At 71.4% G+C, this 18,207-nt stretch carries 14 protein-coding genes; 4 read left to right on the forward strand and 10 right to left on the reverse strand.

Features of this window, described 5'->3' with window-relative positions; translation table 11 throughout:
* Positions 1-80 precede the first annotated feature (80 nt).
* Entirely contained in the window at positions 81-737 is a 657-nt protein-coding gene (locus UW392_RS19330; RefSeq protein WP_320776282.1) for an ANTAR domain-containing response regulator, read from the forward strand.
* Positions 738-792: 55 nt separating this feature from the next.
* Here the strand turns inward: UW392_RS19330 and UW392_RS19335 are convergent, their stop codons facing one another.
* The 9 genes from UW392_RS19335 to UW392_RS19375 form a co-directional block, all read right to left on the reverse strand.
* Positions 793-1,509, reverse strand: coding sequence for an ABC transporter ATP-binding protein (locus UW392_RS19335; protein WP_320776283.1), 717 nt, complete (start codon positions 1,507-1,509; stop codon positions 793-795).
* The gene (locus tag UW392_RS19340; protein ID WP_320776284.1) at positions 1,506-2,405 is read right to left on the reverse strand and encodes an ABC transporter ATP-binding protein; all 900 of its coding nucleotides are present in this window, start codon (positions 2,403-2,405) and stop codon (positions 1,506-1,508) included. The genes UW392_RS19335 and UW392_RS19340 overlap by 4 nt, the downstream gene beginning before the upstream one ends.
* A gap of 5 nt (positions 2,406-2,410) precedes the next feature.
* Entirely contained in the window at positions 2,411-4,237 is a 1,827-nt protein-coding gene (locus UW392_RS19345) for an ABC transporter permease subunit (protein ID WP_320776285.1), read from the reverse strand.
* Between the two features lie 5 nt (positions 4,238-4,242).
* Positions 4,243-5,175 carry a branched-chain amino acid ABC transporter permease gene (locus UW392_RS19350; protein WP_320776286.1) on the reverse strand — a complete coding sequence of 311 codons (933 nt, stop codon included), beginning with the start codon at positions 5,173-5,175 and terminating at the stop codon, positions 4,243-4,245.
* A gap of 110 nt (positions 5,176-5,285) precedes the next feature.
* Positions 5,286-6,515 (reverse strand): branched-chain amino acid ABC transporter substrate-binding protein, encoded by a 1,230-nt coding sequence (locus tag UW392_RS19355; protein ID WP_320776287.1) that lies wholly within the window; start codon positions 6,513-6,515, stop codon positions 5,286-5,288.
* A gap of 288 nt (positions 6,516-6,803) precedes the next feature.
* A complete protein-coding gene (locus UW392_RS19360; RefSeq protein WP_320776288.1) occupies positions 6,804-7,403 on the reverse strand; it encodes a Tat pathway signal sequence domain protein in 600 nt (199 codons plus the stop codon).
* Positions 7,400-7,780 carry a hypothetical protein gene (locus UW392_RS19365; protein ID WP_320776289.1) on the reverse strand — a complete coding sequence of 127 codons (381 nt, stop codon included), beginning with the start codon at positions 7,778-7,780 and terminating at the stop codon, positions 7,400-7,402. Before UW392_RS19365 ends, UW392_RS19360 begins: the two co-directional genes overlap by 4 nt.
* A 220-nt stretch (positions 7,781-8,000) precedes the next feature.
* A complete protein-coding gene (locus tag UW392_RS19370) occupies positions 8,001-8,492 on the reverse strand; it encodes a hotdog fold thioesterase (RefSeq protein WP_320776290.1) in 492 nt (163 codons plus the stop codon).
* A 61-nt stretch (positions 8,493-8,553) separates the two neighbouring features.
* Positions 8,554-10,833, reverse strand: a complete 2,280-nt coding sequence (locus UW392_RS19375; protein WP_320776291.1) for an FdhF/YdeP family oxidoreductase — start codon at positions 10,831-10,833, stop codon at positions 8,554-8,556.
* A 282-nt stretch (positions 10,834-11,115) separates the two neighbouring features.
* Between UW392_RS19375 and polA the strand changes: the two genes are divergently transcribed.
* From polA to UW392_RS19390, 3 genes are all read left to right on the forward strand, one after another.
* Positions 11,116-13,782, forward strand: coding sequence for a DNA polymerase I (gene polA, locus UW392_RS19380; protein WP_414496414.1), 2,667 nt, complete (start codon positions 11,116-11,118; stop codon positions 13,780-13,782).
* A 313-nt stretch (positions 13,783-14,095) separates the two neighbouring features.
* Entirely contained in the window at positions 14,096-14,479 is a 384-nt protein-coding gene (locus tag UW392_RS19385; protein WP_320776293.1) for a hypothetical protein, read from the forward strand.
* A 250-nt stretch (positions 14,480-14,729) separates the two neighbouring features.
* Positions 14,730-16,493, forward strand: a complete 1,764-nt coding sequence (locus tag UW392_RS19390) for a lytic transglycosylase domain-containing protein (RefSeq protein WP_320776294.1) — start codon at positions 14,730-14,732, stop codon at positions 16,491-16,493.
* A 64-nt stretch (positions 16,494-16,557) separates the two neighbouring features.
* Here UW392_RS19390 and UW392_RS19395 read toward each other — a convergent pair.
* Positions 16,558-18,207: ATP-dependent helicase C-terminal domain-containing protein (locus UW392_RS19395; protein ID WP_320776295.1), on the reverse strand; the 1,650-nt coding region annotated here is incomplete at its 5' end.

Genomic DNA, 18,207 nt, shown 5'->3' on the forward strand with positions numbered 1-18,207 from the left:
TCTACCCGGTGACCGGTGTCGACTTCAGCTAGGTAGGCTTTCGGAAGCAGTATCACCTGCCCCGAACAAGGAGCGCCCACGTGACCGCCCCCGAGTCGCCCCAGCCCGCTGACGTGCCCGAAGACGAGAAGTCGCACGTTCCCCCGCTGACGACCCGTGTCGTCATCGCCGAGGACGAGGCGCTCATCCGGCTCGATCTCAAAGAGATGCTGGAGGAGGAGGGGTACTCCGTCGTCGGCGAGGCCGGGGACGGGGAGCAGGCCGTCGAGCTGGCCCGCGAGCACCGCCCCGACCTGGTGATCCTCGACGTGAAGATGCCGAAGCTCGACGGCATCTCCGCGGCCGAGCGGATCGCCGAGGAGTCCATCGCCCCGGTGCTCATGCTCACCGCCTTCTCCCAGCGCGACCTGGTGGAGCGGGCCCGGGACGCCGGTGCCATGGCGTACCTGGTCAAGCCGTTCTCCAAGAGCGACGTCGTCCCGGCGATCGAGATGGCCGTCTCCCGCTTCACCGAGCTGCGCGCCCTGGAGAAGGAGGTCGCCGACCTCTCCCAGCGGCTGGAGACCCGCAAGCTCGTGGACCGGGCCAAGTCGGTCCTGCAGACGGAGTACGGGCTGACCGAGCCGGCCGCGTTCCGCTGGATCCAGAAGACGTCGATGGACCGCCGGATGTCGATGCAGCAGGTGGCCCAGGCGGTCATCGAGGATGCGGCGGAGAAGAAGTCGTCCAAGGGCTGAACGCTCATGGCTGTGGCCCGCACCCTCGTCGAAGGGTGCGGGCCACAGCCATGTGTCAGTCCTCGCCGAGGTACGCCTTGCGGACGGACTCGTCGTGGAGCAGGTCCTGTCCGGTGCCGGACAGCACGATGCTGCCGACCTCCATGACATGGCCCTGGTCGGCGAGGGAGAGCGCGGCCTGGGCGTTCTGCTCGACCAGCAGGATCGTGGTGCCCTGCGCCTTCAGCTCGGCGATGGTCGACATGATCTTCTGCATCATGATCGGCGACAGCCCCATGGAGGGTTCGTCCAGCATCAGCAGCTTCGGCTGGGACATCAGCGCCCGGCCCATCGCGAGCATCTGCTGCTCGCCGCCGGAGAGGGTGCCCGCGGCCTGCTTGCGGCGCTCTCCCAGGATCGGGAAGAGGTCGTAGGCGCGCTGGATGTCCTTCTCGATGCCCGGCCGGTCGCCGCGCAGGAAGGCACCGAGGCGGAGGTTGTCCTCGATGGTCATGCGCGGGAAGATGTGCCGGCCCTCGGGGGAGTGGGCGAGGCCGAGGGCGACGATCTGGTGCGCGGGGGTCTTCTTCAGTGACTTGCCGTTGAACCGGATCTGCCCGCCGACCGGCTTCAGCAGCCCCGACAGGGTGCGCAGGGTGGTGGTCTTGCCGGCGCCGTTGGTGCCGATGAGGGTGACCACCTCGCCGGCGTCGACGCTGAACGAGATGCCCTTGACGGCCTCGATCTTGCCGTAGGCGACGCGGAGGTCCTCGACCTCCAGGAGCGCGGTCATCGGTTCTCCTCCTTGCCGGCCGTGGTGTCGGCCTGGGCCTCGGCGGCTTCGACCTCGGCCGCCTCGGCGGCGCCGGGATCGTTGTCCAGGGGTTCGCCGAGGTAGGCGGCGACGACCCGTTCGTCGCCCTGGACGGTGGCGCTGTCGCCCTCGACGAGCTTCTCGCCCTGGACGAGGACCGCGACGCGGTCGCAGAGGTTGAAGATGAACCGCATGTCGTGCTCGATGACGAGGACGGCGATGCCCTGGTCGCGGATGGCGAAGACCAGTTCCTCGGTGGCCCGGGTCTCCTGCGGGTTCATGCCGGCCGTCGGCTCGTCCAGGAGCAGCAGGCCCGGCTCGCTGGCCAGCGCGCGGGCGATCTCCAGCTTGCGCTGCTCACCGTAGGGCAGGTTGCGGGCGAGGTGGTCGGCCTTGGCCGCGAGGCCGACGAACTCAAGGAGTTCCATGGCGCGGGCGCGGGACGTGGCCTCGGCCTTGTGGAAGCCGGGGCCGCGCAGGATGGCGGACCAGAAGCCCTCTTTGGTACGGGTGTGGCGGCCGACGAGGACGTTCTCCAGAACGGTCATGTTGGCGAAGAGCCGGATGTTCTGGAAGGTACGGGCGATGCCGGCGGCCGTCACCTTGAAGGACTTGGGCGGCAGCACCTTGTCCTTGTAGCGGACCTCGCCCTCGGTGGGGATGTAGAGGCCGGTGAGGCAGTTGAAGAAGGTGGTCTTCCCGGCGCCGTTGGGGCCGATGAGACCGACGATCTCGCCGCTGCGGACGGTCAGGTCGACGCTGCGGACGGCGGTGAGCCCGCCGAACCGCATGGTGACGCCGCGGGCGTCGAGCACGGTCTCGCCGGGGGCCGCGGCGCCCGGGGAGGTGTCCTTGGTGGTGGTGTCGGTGGTCATGGTGGTCAGGCCCCTGTCTTGCCGAGGGCCGTGGGCGCTTCGGCCTCTTCGTGGAATTCGAGCTGACGGCGGCGGTTGGGGATGAGGCCCTCGGGCCGGAAGCGCATGAGCAGGACGAGCGCGAGTCCGAAGGCGAAGAGCTGGTAGTCGCCGAGGAACTGGAGCTTGTTGGGGATCAGGAAGAGCAGCGCGGCACCGATGAGGGGGCCGCCGATGGTGCCCATGCCGCCGAGGACCACGGCGGCCAGGAGGAAGGCGGAGTTCGGCGGGGTCGTCCCCGCGAAGAGGTACTGCTCCGGCGTCACGGTGTAGGTGACGTGGGCCTGCACGGTGCCGGCCAGACCGGCGAGGGAGGCGCCGACGGCGAAGGCGATGAGCTTCACCCGGAAGCCGTTGATGCCCATCGCGAGGGCGGCGGTCTCGTCCTCGCGGATGGCGACCCAGGCCCGGCCGATGCGCGAGTCGCCGCTGCGCCGGAAGACGAGGACGACGACCGCGGTGATGACCAGCATCAGGAAGAAGTAGTTGGCGAAGCGGCCGATGGTGAAGCCGGCGATCGTGTGCTGGGCGCCGAGGTCCCAGCCGAGGATCTTCAGGTCCGGGATGGACGAGATGCCGTTGGAGCCGTTGGTCAGGTCCGGTCCCGAGGTGCCGTCGAGGTTGTTGGCGGTGATGCGGAAGATCTCACCGAAGCCCAGGGTGACGATGGCCAGGTAGTCGCCGCGCAGCCGCAGGGTCGGGGCGCCGATGAGGACGCCGAAGACCAGCGACGCGGCGGCACCGACGAGGACCGCGGCCCAGAACGGGAAGTGCACGTCGAACGGCGAGCTGGGCGACCCCGAGACCAGGGAGGCCGCGTAGGCGCCGACACCGAGGAAGGCGACGTAGCCGAGGTCGAGGAGGCCCGCGAGGCCGACGACGATGTTCAGGCCCAGGGCGACGGTGGCGAAGATGAGGATGTAGACGCCGATGGTGGCGTACTGGTCGTCGGTCTGGGTGAACGGGAAGAGCGCCGCGGCGACGAACGCGCCGCAGACGGTGATGTTCTGGTGCCGGGCGGTGATCTGCGAGGCGTGGGCGATCAGACCGGACTTGTTGAGGGCGGCGAAGCCGAACCCGGCGGTGATGAGGAAGCCCACGAAGAGTTCGTCGTACTCGGTGCCGATGCCGTAGGTGAAGACCAGCAGGCCGACGGCGAGCACGGCGACGATGATCAGGATCTCGGCGTACGACGGCAGGGAGCGCACGGGCTGCGGGGCCTGGGCGGTGAACGCGGCCCTGACGGTCGCCCAGCCGTGGCCGGCCCGGTGCTTGAAGTGCTCCCAGCCGGTGTCGTCGGGGTCGATGGGGTCGGGTTCGGGGCGCTCGAAGGGGAGCGCGAGGGCGCCCAGGAACGCGGCGAGGGTGGCGATGCCCGCTATGAAGGCGCCGGGTTCGAGGTTGACCAGACCGCCGAGCTGGGCGGTGATCGCGATGATCGTGTACCAGACGGTGGCGAAGGAGGCCAGGGTCGCGAACTTCAGGGCGGCGTCGGCACCGGAGGGCGCCAGCCAGCGGAGTCCCTTGACACCGTAGGAGGCGAGGCCGAGGAGGGTGGCGAGGGCTCCGCCGACCAGGGCGAGGATCTGGAGTCCGCCCGGGTAGCCGTAGACGGTGAGGTCGCCGGGGAACTCGTCGGTCCACGTCCAGGCGAGGAAGGTGGAGACGACGGTCAGGGCGCTGCCGCCGGTGGCGAGGGCGCGTCCGACGGAGGCGGGGAAGCCGATGAGGCCGGCCGAGGTGCCCGCGGCGGGGGTGTCGGGGGTCTTCGGGGGTGTGGTCTGTGTGGTCATCGGTGTCACGCCCTGTCCGCAACGCGTTCGCCGAGCAGGCCCTGTGGCCTCAGCAGCAGCACGAGGATGAGGAGGATGAAGGCCCAGACGTCGGCCCAGGACTGGCTGCCGAACTTGTCCAGGCCGGGGATGTCGGCGATGTAGGCGGTGGCCAGGGTTTCGGCGATGCCCAGGACGACGCCGCCGATCATGGCGCCGTAGATGTTGCCGATGCCGCCGAGGACCGCGGCGGTGAACGCCTTCAGCCCGAGGACGAAGCCCATCTTGAAGTCGATCTGGCCGTACTTGAAGCCGTAGGCGACGGCCCCGACGGCGGCGAAGACGGCACCCAGGGCGAAGGCGATCACGATGATGCGGTCGGTGTTGACGCCCATCAGCTTCGCGGTGTCCGGGTCCTGGGCGGTGGCCTGCATGCCGCGGCCGGTACGGGTCCGCATCACGAAGTAGGCGAGGACACCCATGCTGATGGGGGCCGCGACGAACAGGAAGATGTCGCCGGTCTGCAGGGTCACGTCGCCCAGGTGGAAGGGGCCGCCCTCGATCTGCGGGAAGGTGCGGGCGGACTTGGCCTCGGGGTACCAGGCCCAGACCGCCTGCTGCAGGGCGAGGGAGAGACCGATGGCGGTGATCAGCGGGGCGAGCCGGGGCGCGCCGCGCAGCGGGCGGTAGGCGAACCGTTCCGCTCCCACGGCCACCGTCACGGCGACGATCATGGCGCCGATCAGCATCAGCGGCAGGGCGATCCACATGGAGGTGCCGTCGGGCAGGATGTAGACGTAGACCGTGAGCGCCCCGAAGGCCCCGGTCATGAAGATCTCGCCGTGGGCGAAGTTGATGAGCTGGACGATGCCGTAGACCATCGTGTAGCCAATGGCGACCAGCCCGTACATGGATCCCAGTAGCAGGCCGTTGACCAGCTGCTGCGGCAGTTCGTTCACCGCATGTCCTCCGAGACGTTCGGATGTTCGACGAATGTTGGCCGGATGCGTGACCGCGCGGGGCGCCTGTGGAAACGGCGCCCCGCGCGGTCGTTCGCGTGCGGTGAGGGTCAGCCGGTGTAGGTACCGGACTTCACGGGCTTGAAGGCTCCGTTCTCGACGGCGTACACGGTGAGCTGCTTGTTGGTGGCGTCACCGAACTCGTCGAAGGAGACCTTGCCGGTCACTCCGTCGAAGGAGACGTTCTGCATGGCCTCGGTGACCTTGGCGCGGGCGTCGTCGGGAAGCTTGCCGTCGTTGTCCTCGACGACCTTCTTGACGGCCTCGATGATGGCCCAGGCGGAGTCGTAGGAGTAACCGCCGTAGGCCGCGTACTCCTCCTTGTAGCCGCCCGCCTCGTAGTCGGCGACGAACTTCTTGGCGGAGTCGAGTTCCTCGACCGGCGCGCCGACGGAGGTGGCGAGGTCACCGGTGGCGCCGGCACCGGCGAGCTTGATGAAGGTGTCGTCCTTGATGCCGTCACCGCCGACCAGCGGAATCTTGGCACCCGCTTCCTTGATCTGCTTGCTCAGCGGTCCGGCCTGCGGGTATTCACCGCCGTAGTAGACGACGTCGGCGCCGGAGTTCTTGACCTTGGTGGCCACCGAGGAGAAGTCCTTGGTGTCCGGATTGATGTGTTCGGTGCCGACGACCGTGCCGCCGAGCTTCTTGAACTCCTCGGTGAAGGTGGCGGCGAGACCGGCGCCGTAGGTCTTCTTGTCGTCGATGACGAAGACCTTCTTCTTCTTGGCGTCGTTGTAGACGTACTGCGCGGCGAACGGACCCTGGATGGCGTCGGTGGTCGCGGTGCGGAAGTACGACTTGTACGGGCGGACCTTCGTCGTGCGCCAGTCCGGTCCCTGGGTGAGGGAGGGGCCGGTGTTGGCGGGCGAGACCTCGACGAGCTTGGCGGTGTCGAACACCTTCTGCATCGATTCGCCGACCGAGGAGTTCAGCGGGCCGACGACGCCGAGGACGTCCTTGTTCGCGACCAGTTTGGTGGCGTTCTGCTGGCCGACGGAGGGCTGGCCCTGGTCGTCGAGCGCCTGGATCTCGAAGGTGACGCCGTCGACGGTCTTGTCCTTGTTGGCCGTCTTGGCCGCCAGATCCACGGAGTTCTTGATGCCGAGGCCCAGCGCGGACAGGTCGCCGGTCAGCGGGGCGTCGACACCGATGACGACGGTGGTGTCGCCGTTCCCCGAGTCCGATCCGCCGTCGTCGTCGCGCGAGCCGCAGGCGGTGAGGGTGAGTGCTCCCGCCGCCAGAGCGGCGGTGATGGCGATGAGCGAACGTTGACGCACGGTCAGTCCTTTCCCAAGGCACAGCCGCTTCCCCGTGGAGACGGCCGAGTCGAGCGCTGGGCCGAATTGTCTTTCGGATGGCGCGGTGACTGGCCGTGACTCTAGGCGTGTGCGGGATACGTGGAGGAGTCTCTGACCAAGGCTGTGACTCTCTTGTTATGACATCGCGTAATGCAGAGCGGTTCTTGCTGCGAAGAACGGCGGAATTCGGACCGATTCGCCCGGTCCGCATGCTGAGAACCCGCAGGACCGACGGGGCGCGATCAGGCGTCTGAGGCGTTTTGCTGATTACGGGGAATCGTTGCCGCAGGCGTCGCGGAGTGCTGCGGAGAGGTGCTGCGCATAGCGCGGACCCAGGATGAAACTGTGGGTCTGTATTGCCCGTGTATTACGCAGTGTTACGTCCAGGAAAGGGAATCCGGCATTCCGCGGCGCTTTCTCGCATTCCGTGATGCGGAGTGTGATGGTGATCTTGCGGGTGGAATGCGACTTTGTCTGGAAAGGTGCTGTTGGGGACGAGATCACCGACAGTCCGGCACTGTTCTGCGCGATCCGCGTCACGGTGACGGGCGGCCCGGCGCGCACGGACAGCGCCACCCCGAAGGTGAAGTCGCCGGTCGCGGCGGTACGGGGAGACGGGACCGGGGTCAGGTAGACGAAGTCGACCACCTGGGACGGGTAGGGCGGCGGGGGAGCGGGGCGCGGCTGCGGCCGGGTGGCGTACAGGTAGCAGCCGGCCGCCACGGCGGACAGCGTGACGACGGCCGCCAGTGCCGTGCGGCGGTGCCCGCCGCAGTGTCGCGTGAGGCCGGCGAACGGCCGGGGCGGCCGGGCGGCTCTCCGTACATGGGTGTCGGCGCCCGGTTCGACGGGGCCGGTGCCGCTCACCGTTCCCACGGGCCCTCGGTCGGAGTGCCGTCGCGGTAGCGTGCGGTGCACTTCTCGCGGGCCTGACGGGCGATCGTCCGCCGCGCGGCGGCGTCCCCCTCGGCCTTCAGGACGACACGCGCGTCGGCGACGACCTCGCGCAGGATGTCGTACTGCCGGTTGGAGAGCCCCATCTTCTGGTAGTCGCCGTAGGTGTCGCCCTTCATCACCTCGGGTGCCCAGTACACGACGGCCCGTCGGCACAGTTCCGCCGGGGGAAGGGCGCTGGGTGAGGCGGTCTCCGTCCGCTCGCCGGAACCGGACGTGCCGGAACGGGAGCCGTCACAGCCGAGGACCGACGCGGCGGCCAGTACGGTCGCCAGCGCGGATGCCGCCACGGCTCGTGCGGCCGCTCGCGTCGGCGCGGGTGCGCTCCGGGTTCCACCGCGGACTCCGCGGCCGAACCCGTCCTTCGCCGCCCCCGGACCGGGGGCCCCTCCCCGTCCCATGCCCCGACGCTAGGGCGCAGGGGCGGCCGGGGCAATGGCGGCGTCAGCACGTGCCGGCCACGTGCCGGCCACCCCCGGGCCGCGGCCCCCGGCCGCCGCCCGCGCGGCGTCAGCCCGTCGCGCCGTTCACCCGGGCCGCGTCGCCCGGGTTCACGTCGCGCAGCATGCAGGTCAGCCGGGCGCTGCACACACGCCGGCCCTCCTCGTCACTGATCACGATCTCGTACGTCGCCGTCGACCGGCCCCGGTGCAGCGGCGTGGCCACGCCGGTGACCAGGCCGGAACGGGCCCCGCGGTGGTGCGTGCAGTTCAGGTCGACGCCGACGGCGATCTTCGAACTGCCGCCGTGCAGCATCGAACCGACCGACCCGAGCGTCTCGGCCAGCACCGCCGAGGCGCCCCCGTGCAGCAGCCCGTACGGCTGGGTGTTGCCCTCCACCGGCATGGTGCCGACGACCCGCTCCGCCGACGCCTCCGTGATCTGGACGCCCATCCGGGTCCCCAGGTGCCCCGCCGAGAAGAGGGCGGGGAGGTCGACGCCGAGCGCGGCGTACTCGTCGACCACCTCCTGCGGGAACGTCACCTGCTGCTGCTCGCCCATGGGCCCGACTCCGTCCGTCGTACGTCCTGATCCGTGACTCTCGCGTCGGCTGAGCAAACGCTCAGTCGGTGGACGATTGTTCCAGACGGACGACGACGGACTTGCTGGCCGGGGTGTTGCTGGTGTCCGCGGTGGCGTCCAGCGGCACCAGGACGTTGGTCTCCGGGTAGTACGCCGCCGCGCAGCCCCGGGCCGTCGGGTAGTGCACGACGCGGAAGCCGGGCGCCCGCCGCTCCACGCCGTCCTTCCACTCGCCGACCAGATCGACGTAGGAGCCGTCCGCGATGTCCAGCTCCCGGGCGTCCTCCGGATTGACCAGCACGACCCGGCGGCCGTTCCTGATGCCCCGGTAGCGGTCGTCCAGGCCGTAGATCGTGGTGTTGTACTGGTCGTGCGAGCGCAGCGTCTGGAGCAGCAGGCGGCCCGCGGGCAGCTCGGGGAACGCCACCGGGGCGGCGGTGAAGTTGGCCTTGCCGGTGGCGGTCGGGAAGCGCCGCTCGTCGCGCGGGGCGTGCGGTAGGGCGAAACCGGCCGGGCGGGCCACGCGCGCGTTGAAGTCCTCGAAACCGGGGATCACGCGCGCGATGCGGTCCCGGATCGTCGCGTAGTCCTTCTCGAACTCCTCCCACGGCACCTTGCTGTCCGCGCCGAGGACCCGGCGCGCCAGCCGGCAGACGATGGCCGGCTCGGAGAGCAGGTGCCGGCTGGCCGGCTCCAGCCGGCCGCGCGAGGCGTGCACCATGCCCATGGAGTCCTCGACCGTCACGAACTGCTCGCCGCTGCCCTGCAGATCGCGCTCGGTGCGGCCGAGCGTCGGCAGGATCAGGGCCCGCGTGCCCGTCACCGCGTGGCTCCGGTTCAGCTTGGTCGACACATGGACCGTGAGGCGGGCGCGGCGCATGGCCGCCTCGGTGACCTCGGTGTCGGGGGAGGCGGAGACGAAGTTGCCGCCCATGGCGAAGAAGACCTTCGCCTCGCCGTCGCGCAGCGCGCGGATGGCGCGGACGACGTCGTAGCCGTGCCCGCGCGGCGGCGCGAAGCCGAACTCCTTCTCCAGGGCGTCCAGGAAGGCGGGCGCCGGGCGCTCGAAGATGCCCATCGTGCGGTCGCCCTGCACGTTGGAGTGGCCGCGGACCGGGCAGACGCCCGCGCCGGGACGGCCGATGTTGCCGCGCACCAGCAGGAAGTTGACCACCTCGCGGATGGTGGGCACCGAGTGCTTGTGCTGGGTGAGGCCCATCGCCCAGCAGACGACGGTCCGCTTCGAGGCGAGGACCATCTCCAGGGTCGTCTCGATCTCCGCGCGGGAGAGGCCGGTCGCCTTGAGCGTGGCGTCCCAGTCGGCGGCGCGGGCGGCCTCGGCGAACTCTTCGAAGCCGTGGGTGTGCTCGGCGACGAACTCCTCGTCGACGGCGCCCCCGGTCTCCAGTATCAGCTTGTTCAGCAGCCGGAACAGGGCCTGGTCGCCGCCGATGCGGATCTGCAGGAACAGGTCGGTGAGCGCGGCGCCGGTGGCGAGCCCCTTGGGGGTCTGCGGGTTCTTGAACCGCTCCAGACCCGCCTCGGGCAGCGGATTGACGCTGATGATCTTCGCGCCGCCCGCCTTGGCCTTCTCCAGGGCGGAGAGCATGCGGGGGTGGTTGGTGCCGGGGTTCTGCCCGGCGACGATGATCAGATCGGCCTTGTACAGGTCCTCCAGCAGGACGCTGCCCTTGCCGATGCCGATGGTCTCCGTCAGCGCCGAGCCGGACGACTCGTGGCACATGTTGGAGCAGTCCGGCAGGTTGTTGGTGCCCAGCTCCCGGGCGAAGAGCTGATAGAGGAACGCGGCCTCGTTGCTGGTGCGGCCGGAGGTGTAGAAGAGGGCCTCGTCGGGGGAGCCCAGGGCGGCGATCTCCTCGGCGACGATGTCGAAGGCGCGCTCCCAGGTGACCGGTTCGTAGTGCTCGCCGCCCTCGGGCAGGTACACGGGGTGGGTGAGCCGGCCCTGCTGGCCCAGCCAGTAGCCGCTGCGGGTCGCGAGGTCGGCGACGGAGTGCGCGGCGAAGAACTCCGGGGTGACCCGGCGCAGGGTGGCCTCCTCGGCGACCGCCTTCGCGCCGTTCTCGCAGAACTCGGCGGTGTGCCGGTGCTCCGGCTCCGGCCAGGCGCAGCCGGGGCAGTCGAATCCGTTCTTCTGATTGACGCTCAGCAGCGTCAACGCCGTGCGCTTCACGCCCATCTGCCGCTGGGCGATCCGCAGGGTGTGGCCGATGGCGGGGATCCCGGCCGCCGCGTGCTTCGGCTCGGTGACCCGCGGCGCGTCCTGGACCGGGTCACTGCTGGGCGGCTTGCTCGCCATCGCGCGCTCCTTCGCGTACATGTGAGGTACGTCTCCGATCCTCGCACGCCCCGCTGACACAGAGACCTGCCGGTGTCCCTGGAAGCGACGCGGGGCTGTGCCGGATGTGCGGCTGTGCCGCGTGAGCGCGACCGGCCACGACGCGCCCGCACGGCCGGACGGCGCCTCACGGGGCAGGGCCGGCGCACTCCCACTGTCAGTGGGCCATGGCAGGATCGACCCGTGGCAAAGAACGCAGCGAAGAAGACCGAGACCCCCACCGGTGGCAGCCGCCCCCGCCTGATGCTCATGGACGGGCACTCGCTGGCCTACCGCGCGTTCTTCGCGCTGCCCGCGGAGAACTTCACCACCGCGACCGGCCAGCCGACCAACGCGATCTACGGATTCGCCTCGATGCTGGCCAATACCCTGCGTGACGAGGCGCCCACGCACTTCGCGGTGGCTTTCGACGTCTCCCGCAAGACCTGGCGGTCCGCCGAGTTCACCGAGTACAAGGCGAACCGCTCCAAGACCCCGGACGAGTTCAAGGGCCAGGTCGAGCTGATCGGCGAGCTGCTCGACGCCATGCACGTGGAGCGCTTCGCCGTCGAGGGCTTCGAGGCCGACGACGTCATCGCCACCCTCGCCACCCAGGCCGAGGCCGAGGGCTTCGACGTCCTGATCGTCACCGGCGACCGCGACTCCTTCCAGCTGGTCAGCGACCACACCACGGTGCTCTACCCGACCAAGGGCGTCTCCGAGCTGACCCGCTTCACCCCGGAGAAGGTCGTCGAGAAGTACGGCCTGACCCCGGCCCAGTACCCCGACTTCGCGGCGCTGCGCGGCGACCCGTCGGACAACCTCCCGGGCATCCCGGGCGTCGGCGAGAAGACCGCCGCGAAGTGGATCAACCAGTTCGGGTCGTTCGCCGACCTGGTCGAGCGCGTCGACGAGGTCAAGGGCAAGGCCGGCCAGAACCTCCGCGACCACCTGGAATCGGTCAAGCTCAACCGCCGCCTCACCGAGCTGGAGCGGCAGGTCGAGCTTCCGAAGACCGTCACCGAGCTGGAGCGCGCCGCGTACGACCGCAAGGGCGTCGCGATGATCCTGGACACCCTGGAGATCCGTAACCCCTCCCTGCGCGAGCGGCTCTACGCCGTCGACCCCGGCGCCGAGGAGGCCGAGGCCACCCCCGTGGTGACGGACGGCGTCGAGCTGGACGGCACCGTCCTCGCCACCGGCGAGCTGGCCGGCTGGCTCGGCGAGCACGGCAGTGAGCCGCTCGGCGTCGCCACCGTCGGCACCTGGGCGCTGGGCACCGGCTCGGTCGCCGAGGTCGCGCTGGCCGCGCCCGATGGCAAGGCCGCGTGGTTCGACCCGGCCCAGCTCGACGAGGCCGACGAGACGGCGTTCGCCGGCTGGCTGTCCGACGCCGCGCGCCCCAAGGTGTTCCACAACGCCAAGAGCGCGATGCGCGTCTTCGCCGAGCACGGCTGGAGCGTCGCCGGCGTCGCCATGGACACCGCCCTCGCCGCCTACCTGGTCAAGCCGGGCCGCCGCTCCTTCGACCTGGACGCCCTGTCCCTCGAATACCTCCACCGCGAGCTGGCCCCCGCCGCGGCGGCCGACGGCCAGCTCGCCTTCGGCGCGGACGACGCCGCCGAGGCCGAGGCGCTGATGGTCCAGGCCCGCGCGGTCCTCGACCTGGGCGAGGCGTTCGAGGACCGGCTGACCGAGGTCGGCGCGGCGGAGCTGCTGCGCGACATGGAGCTGCCCACCTCCGCGCTGCTCGCCCGCATGGAGCGGCACGGCATCGCGGCCGACCGCGATCACCTCCACACGATGGAGCAGATGTTCGCGGGCGCGGTCCAGCAGGCCGTGAAGGAGGCGCACGCGGCGGCGGGCCGCGAGTTCAACCTCGGCTCGCCCAAGCAGCTCCAGGAGGTCCTCTTCGGCGAGCTGAACCTGCCCAAGACCAAGAAGACCAAGACCGGCTACACCACCGACGCCGACGCGCTGGCCTGGCTCGCGACCCAGACGGACAACGAGCTGCCGGTGATCATGCTCCGCCACCGCGAGCAGGCCAAGCTGCGCGTGACCGTCGAGGGCCTGATCAAGACGATCGCCGCGGACGGCCGCATCCACACCACGTTCAACCAGACGGTCGCGGCCACCGGCCGGCTCTCCTCCACCGACCCCAACCTGCAGAACATCCCGGTCCGTACGGACGAGGGCCGCGCGATCCGCCGCGGCTTCGTCGTCGGCGAGGGCTTCGAGTCCCTCATGACCGCCGACTACAGCCAGATCGAGCTGCGCGTCATGGCCCACCTCTCCGAGGACGCCGGCCTGATCGAGGCGTTCACCTCCGGTGAGGACCTGCACACCACCGCCGCCGCGCAGGTCTTCTCCGTGGAGCAGAGCGCGGTCGACGCGGAGATGCGCCGCAAGATCAAGGCCATGTCGTACGGGCTGGCGTACGGGCTCTCCGCCTTCGGCCTCTCCCAGCAGCTCAACATCGAGGCGGCCGAGGCCCGCACGCTGATGGACGCGTACTTCGACCGCTTCGGCGGCGTACGGGACTATCTGCGCCGCGTCGTCGACGAGGCGCGGGCGACGGGCTACACGGCGACGCTCTTCGGGCGCCGCCGCTACCTGCCCGACCTCAACAGCGACAACCGGCAGCGCCGGGAGGCCGCCGAGCGGATGGCGCTCAACGCCCCCATCCAGGGCACCGCCGCCGACATCGTCAAGATCGCCATGCTCAACGTCGACAAGGCACTGACCGAGGCGGGGCTGCGCTCCCGGATGCTGCTCCAGGTCCACGACGAAATCGTGCTGGAGATCGCGCCGGGCGAGCGGGCGAAGGCGGAGGAACTGGTCCGCCGCGAGATGGCCGACGCCGTGTCCCTTCGCGTCCCCCTGGGCGTCTCGGTGGGCTCGGGCCCGAACTGGGAATCAGCAGCCCACTGACCCAGCGCCCCGAAGGGGGCGCGAGGAACGGCGCGAGCAACCACGACGAACCCGCACCACGCACCACGACCGAGCGCCAGCGCCCCGAAAGGGGCGCGGGGAACTGCGCGAACAACCACAACGAACCCGCACTTCCGCACGACGACCGAGCGCCAGCGCCCCGAAAGGGGCGCGGGGAACGGCGCGAGCAACCACAACGAACCCGCACCACTCACCCCCAACCGAAAAGAGCCCCGGGCAGACCCGGGACCCCCGTCACTCAGGTGGCCCCCGCGAAAACGCCCCCACCCCCCACTCCCACGAGGATGCGGGCATGGGTATACGCACGCTCCACCACCGGACGGCCCCACCGCGGCCCGCCGCGGACGGGCCGCGCGAGCCGCTCCCGCCCGTCCCGGCCCTCTCCCCGGCCGCGAGCACCGCCCGTGTCCCCGCCACCCGCGCCTCGGCCGTCCGCCACGTCCGCCACGTCCGCCACGTACGCGACAGCCTCGGACGCCGACTCGGCCGCCGGCCCCCCGCCGCGCCGCGTCCCGCCTCCCGGACAGCGGCCTGGCGGTCCGGGACCGACCTCCTCCGCGGCTACCTGGCGCTGGCACTCACCCGGCTCCCGCGGTCCCGCCCCGACCGCACGATGACCCTCTTCGTCGCGACGGCCGCCCCCGTGGACGCCCGCGCGGCCGAGGGTGAACGGTGACCGGCCCCGGCATGACGGCTGAGCACCGCGCGGGCGACGCCGCGTTGCCAACCGGGGAAAAACGGGCGCGAACGGGTGCCCGAGCAAAGGAAGTTGTCGTAGGGTCGCCTGCGTCACCGTAGCGGTCGAACAGGCGCTCGCGGTTTTCTGGAACGATGCGGATACAACCCGCGGCGTCGGCCGATCGTCAGACCAGGGCGAGCACACGGCGGAGAGGGACGTTCGGGCGTCCATGGGAGGGGTTCACTCTATGGCGGCGCATTTCGGCAGGCGGTTGCGCAAGGGCGCGATGACCACCACGGTGGCGGCGGTCGCGGTGGCGGCCCTCTCCGCGTCCCAGGCTCCGGACGTCACGGCCGGCACCGACGGCAGACAGAGCACCGCCGACTCGGCGTCCTCGGCAGATCCGGGCACCGGCACCGGCACCGAGGACAGCGCCACCGGCAACTCGCCGTACTACACGGACCTCCCGCCGCTCGACAGCCCGGTCCCCTCGCCCTCCTCGACGGTCGGCACCCCCGTCACCCAGGGCTCGGCCGACGCGGGCATCCCCGCGACCGTCCTCGACGCCTACAAGAAGGCCGAGTCGGCGCTGCGCGCGGCCAAGCCCGGCTGCAACCTCCCGTGGGAACTGCTCGCCGCCATCGGCAAGGTGGAGTCGGGCCAGGCCCGCGGCGGCCAGGTCGACGCCGACGGCAACACCATCAGCCGCATCCTCGGCCCGCAGCTCGACGGCAACGGCTTCGCGGCCATCAAGGACACCGACAACGGCGTCTACGACGGCAACAGCAGCTACGACCACGCCGTCGGCCCCATGCAGTTCATCCCGTCCACCTGGGCCTGGGCGGGCCGCGACGGCAACGGCGACGGCAAGGCCGACCCCAACAACATCTACGACGCGGCCCTCTCCGCCGGCCACTACCTGTGCCGCTTCAGCTGGGACCTGTCCGACCAGAACGACCTCAACTCGGCCATCCTCAGCTACAACAACTCGACGGAGTACCTGAACACGGTCCTGTCGTGGCTGGAGTACTACCGCAAGGGCACCCACGAGATCCCGGACGGCACCGGCTCGCTGCCGGTGGGCCGCAGCGACGACTCCACCGCCCCGGCCACGCCCAGCACCTCCTCGCCCGGCCGCACGGATCCGTCCAGCGGCTCCAAGGGCGGCACCAAGACGCCGTCCACCGGGTCGCCGACCCCCTCGCCGTCCGACCCCACGACCCCGCCGTCCACGGGTTCGCCGTCGCCCACCGACCCGACGACGCCCACGCCGAATCCGACCCCGACCGACACCGTGGCCCGCCTGGAGAACGCCGGCACCGGCAAGCTCAGCGCCATGGCGGGCGACGCGTTCTCCGAGCGGATCAGCACCCGCGCGGAGACCTCGGCCGGCAAGGCGGTCGGCAAGGTACGGATCCGGTTCACGATCGTCGGGGACACCGACGCCACGTTCAGCACCGGCGAGAACGTCGCCACGATCGTCACCAACAGCTCCGGACTGGCCACCGCCCCGGCCCTGCGGGCGGGGGAGGAGACCGGCGACTTCCTCGTCCGGGCCGTGGTCGTCGGCCGCGCGATCGCCGGCGTCGACTACAAGGCCACCGTCACCGAGCGGGTCGCCGACTCCGTCGCCCGCACCGGCGACACGGCGCTGACGTGCACCCCGGGCGGGACGTTCGCCGAGCAGGTGGAGGTCAAGGCGACGTACAAGGACGCCGTCGCGGACAAGGTCGCGGTCACCGCCACGCTGGTCACCTCCGCCACCGACGCCGCGGTGAACGACAAGGGCCCCTACTTCAAGGACGCCGACGGCAACGCCGTGCGCACCCTGACCGGGCTCACGACCGACGCCAAGGGCCTGGTGAAGCTGCCGAAGCTGTACGCGGACGACACCGACGGCACGTTCGTACTGCGGATCACCACCGCGGGCGGCGCCACGCTCGACGTCGAGCTGACCGTCGAGGAAGCGGAGACGGCCACCCCCGACCCGTCGGAGAGCGCCACAGCTTAGGGACGCACCCGCGACGACGGCGGCGCCCCTCCACCCGGAGGGGCGCCGCCGTCGTCGTGTCCGCTCAGTCCCGCCGGGCGGCGAGCCGCGCGTTGGTGTACCGCGTGGGCTCCGCCCCGGCCGGGTCCTCGGGCCACGGATGCTTCGGATACCGGCCGCGCAGCTCCGCCCGCACGCCCTTGTACCCGTCCCGCCAGAACGAGGCGAGGTCCGAGGTGACCGCCGCCGGGCGCCCCGCGGGGGAGAGCAGATGGACCTGGAGCGGCACCCCGGCGACCTCGGGCGACCGCTCCAGCCCGAACATCTCCTGCAACTTCACCGCGAGGACCGGCCGGTCCGGATCGCCGTAGTCGACCCGGATCCCGGACCCACTGGGGACGGTGATCCGCTCCGGCGCCAGCTCGTCCAGCCGGGCCGCCTCCCCGGTCGCCCACGGCAGCAGCCGCGCCAGCGCCTGGCCGGCGTCGATCCGCGCGAGGTCCGCACGGCGCCGCGCGCGGCCCAGCTCCGGCTCCAGCCACTCGTCCACGCGCGCGTGCAGCGCCTCGTCGGACACGTCGGGCCACGGCGCACCGAGGTGCCGGTGCAGGAACGCCAGCCGCTGCCGCAGCCCGTCCGCCGCCGCGGACCGGCGCAGCAGCCCGAACCCCTCCAGCCGCAACCCCTCCAGCAGGGCCTCCCGTACGAGACCGGGGTCCGGGTCGCGCAGCGGACGGGCCGCCAGCTCGACGGCCCCGAGCCGCTCGACCCGCCGGGCCACGACGTCCCCGTCCGCCCAGCGGACCTCGTCCTCCTCCGTCAGCAGCGCGCCCGCCGCGCGCCGGGCGACGTCCTCGTCGACGGCCGCGCCGAGCAGTACGCGCGCGTGCCGCCGCCCCACCGGCCGGTCGGCCACGGCGACGGCGATCCAGGGAGCGCCCAGCAGCGCCGACCCCTCAGCCGGCTCCGCGCGGGTCCCGGACACCATGAGATACGACCCGCCGTCGGCCTTGGCGACCCGCTCGGGAAAGGCCAGAGCGGCGACGGTCCCGGCGAGCCACGCGTCCTCGCCACCACCGGGGCCAGGGGCACCATGGGCACCGCCCGAATCAACACCACCACTGGCACCCTCACCGGCACCGGCGGCACCACCGGCACCGGCAGCCCCGACAGCGTCGTCCGTATCGCCCCGTGCCCCCCGCACCCCCCGCAGCCTCCGCACCTCCGTCCGCCACCGTGCTCCGTACGCGTCGCCCCCGCGCCGGGCGGTCCGTACCGCGGTGACCAGGTCGTCGCCGTACTCCCGCGGCGGCTCCTCGCTCAGCAGGGCGACGACCTCCGCGACGCCGCCCGACCGGCCCGCGTCGAGCAGCGCGCGCCCCAGCCGGGGGTGGACGCCGAGCCGCGCGAGCCGCGCGCCCCGCGCGGTGGCCCGCCCTGCGGGATCGACGGCCCCCACGGCACCGAGCACCGACCGGGCCGCCGCCATCGCCCCGCCCGGCGGCGGATCGAGCAGCGCCAGCCCGGTGGCGTCCGGATCGCCCCAGCACGCCGCCTGGAGGGCGAACGCGGTCAGGTCGGCCACCTTGATCTCCGGCGCGGGGAACCGCGGCAGCCGCCCGTGCTCCGCCTCCGTCCAGCACCGGTACACCGTGCCCGGCGCCTCGCGCCCGGCACGGCCCGCCCGCTGCCGCGCCGCCGCGCGGGAGGCCCGTACGGTCGTCAGCGCGCTCAG

The sequence above is a fragment of the Streptomyces sp. CRN 30 genome, from assembly GCF_034105845.1.